Genomic DNA, 2815 nt, shown 5'->3' with positions numbered 1-2815 from the left:
CGCTTTCGTTGCACACCACCATACCGCTTACTTCGCGGCCGGTGCCTTCGGCGGCATCGGCGGCTTGCCATCGCGGTGCTTGCCATCGCGATGATCGCCACGCGGGCCACCGAACGGGCCCTTGGCGGCATCGAACTCGGCCTTGCTCAACTGGCCGTCCTTGTTGGTATCGGCCGCAGCGAACCAGGCATCACGATGCTGCTTCATGCGCAGCTCGCGGTCGGCCTTGTCCAGGTAACCATCCTTGTTGACGTCCATCGCATCGAAGCGCGCGGCCAGGCGCGGGTCGGCCTTGGCCTCTTCGCGGCTGATGCGGCCGTCCTTGTTGGTGTCCAGCTTGGCCATCCAGTCGCCATGCCCACCCGGGCCACGCCCGTGGCGCTTGCCGTGCCAGCGCGGCAGTTCCTCACGGGACAGCTTGCCGTCCTTGTTGGCATCGAGCGTGTCGAACTGCGCGGCCAGACGCGGCGACTTGGCCGCCTCGGTGCGGTCGATGAAGCCATCGCCATTGGTATCCAGCTTGGCGCGGGCGGGTTTGTCGGCGGCGGCGGGGGTATCGGCAGCGACCGCCAGGCCGGCAGCACCGGTGGACAGCAGCAGGGCCAGCAGCAGGAGGGATTTGCGGTTGCGCATGGGTAACTCCGGTTGGTGAGGGAAACTGCGTGCGGTGCGTGGCACCCACACCGGTAACAACGCATGGGCGCCAGCACCGTTGACAGCCCGGCCAGCCGTGTTCATTTGGCAGACAGTCGCGCCGGCTGCGACAGCACGGGGCTATGCTGTGGGCATGGCAATACACGGCGACCGCGACGACGAGCTGCGACTGTTCCAGACCGGTGACCACCCCTGTGGCTACTGGCCGGAACGGGCCGCACGCGATCTGGTGCTCGACCCCAACGATCCGCGCCTGGGCACGCTGTACCCGATGGCACTGGGCTGGGGGTTCCGCCGCTCCGGCGATCTGGTCTACCGCCCGCACTGCGCGGACTGCCACGCCTGCGTGGCCGTGCGCATCCCCGTCGCCCGCTTCGCACCGGACCGCAGCCAGCGCCGCTGCCTGGCCCGCAATGCGGATCTGGAAGTGCGGATCGTCGCGGCCGAGCAGACCGACGAGCAGTTCGCGCTGTACCACCGTTACCTGTCCCATCGGCACGCACAGGGCGGCATGGACGAGCACGGCCCGCACGAGTTCGACCAGTTCCTGATCGGCCGCTGGTCGCAGGGGCGTTTCATCGAAATCCGCGGCCCAGCCGAGGACGGCCATCGTGGCCCGCTGCTCGGGGTCGCCGTGACCGATGTCACCCCGCAGGGGCTCTCGGCGGTCTACACCTTCTTCGATCCGGACCAGGCTCATCGCGGCCTGGGTACCTTCGCGATCCTGCAGCAGATCGCCTGGGCCCAGCGCGAGCAGCTGCCGCACCTGTACCTGGGCTACTGGATCCGCAACCACCGCAAGATGGACTACAAGCGCCGGTTCCGCCCGCTGGAGGCCTATGACGGCCGCCGCTGGCACGCCTTCGATGACGAATTGGACGGCCGCTGACGCATCACTGACACCGCGCCGGGTGCAAAATAGGCGGATGAAAGCCCATCCCCTGATCCTTGCCCTGGCCCTGCTCTGCGGCGCCTGTGCCCAGTCCCCCGCCAAGACCGCCACCATGCCGGATTCCGCCTCCGCACCGCTGCGGATCGCCACGTACAACACCTCGCTGTACAGCGACGAGACCGGCGGCCTGATCGCCGAGCTCGAAGGCGACAGCGAACACGCGCGCAAGATTGCCGCCGTCCTGCAGCAGGTCCGCCCGGATCTGGTCCTGCTCAACGAGTTCGATTACGACGACGCCCATCGCGCCGCTGATCTCTTCCAGAAGCGCTACCTGGAAGCCGCCCAGCCGGGCGGCGGTGAACCGCTGCATTACGCCTATCGCTACCTCGCCCCGGTCAACACCGGCGTGCAGAGCGGACTGGACCTGGACAACAACGGCGAGATCGGTGGCGAAGGCCGCGCCCGTGGCAACGATGCCTGGGGCTACGGCCTGCACCCGGGCCAGTACGGCATGCTGGTGCTGTCGCGCTACCCGATCGATGAAGCCAAGGTCCGCAGTTTCCAGCTGCTGAAGTGGAGCACGATGCCCGGCGCCCTGCGCCCGATCGACCCGCGCACCGGGAAATCCTTCTACAACGACCACGTCTGGTCGCAGCTGCGCCTGTCCTCCAAATCGCATTGGGACGTGCCGGTGACCACCCCGAACGGCACCGTGCACGCGCTGGTCTCGCACCCCACCCCGCCGGTCTTCGACGGCCCCGAAAAGCGCAACGCCGCCCGCAACCACGACGAACTGCGCCTGTGGCAGGACTACCTCAAGGACCGCGACACTTCATGGCTCTGCGATGACCGCGGCCAGTGCGGCGGCCTCGCGCAGGACGCGCGCTTCGTCATCCTCGGCGATCTCAACAACGACCCGGTGGACGGCGACGGCCGCCACGACGCCATCGTCGAACTGATCGAAAACCCCCGCGTCCTGCGCTACCCCACCCCGCGCAGCGTCGGCGCCGAACAGACCAGCCTGGCCTATGCCGAGAAAGGCATCGTCCGCAAAGGCGCCCCCTTCCACGCCACCGGCGACTTCGGCCCGAAATCCGGCACCATGCGCCTGGATTACGTCCTGCCCTCGGTCGGCTTCAGCTACATCGGCAGCGGCGTGTTCTGGCCCGCCAATGAAAGCCCGGAAGCAAAAATCGCCGACGGCAGCGACCACCACCTCGTATGGGTCGACCTGAAGTAAGGCCCGCGTCGCTCTCAACGAAAAACGGC

3 protein-coding genes are annotated in these 2815 nt (G+C 67.7%); 2 read left to right on the top strand and 1 reads right to left on the bottom strand.

Going from position 1 to position 2815, the window contains the following annotated elements:
* Positions 1-27: 27 nt before the first annotated feature.
* Positions 28-633 (bottom strand): EF-hand domain-containing protein, encoded by a 606-nt coding sequence (locus ACE026_RS15295; protein WP_486039696.1) that lies wholly within the window; start codon positions 631-633, stop codon positions 28-30.
* 154 nt (positions 634-787) lie between these two features.
* Here ACE026_RS15295 and ACE026_RS15290 point away from each other — a divergent pair, with 154 nt between their 5' ends.
* Both ACE026_RS15290 and ACE026_RS15285 read left to right on the top strand, forming a co-directional pair.
* Positions 788-1543, top strand: coding sequence for an arginyltransferase (locus ACE026_RS15290; RefSeq protein ID WP_486039695.1), 756 nt, complete (start codon positions 788-790; stop codon positions 1541-1543).
* Between the two features lie 37 nt (positions 1544-1580).
* Entirely contained in the window at positions 1581-2786 is a 1206-nt protein-coding gene (locus ACE026_RS15285; protein WP_486039694.1) for an endonuclease/exonuclease/phosphatase family protein, read from the top strand.
* Positions 2787-2815: the final 29 nt, after the last annotated feature.

It is taken from the genome of Stenotrophomonas sp. AGC87, from assembly GCF_057333975.1.
The sequence above is the reverse complement of the archived record's forward strand: the minus strand, read 5'-3'. Positions and strand labels throughout refer to the sequence as shown.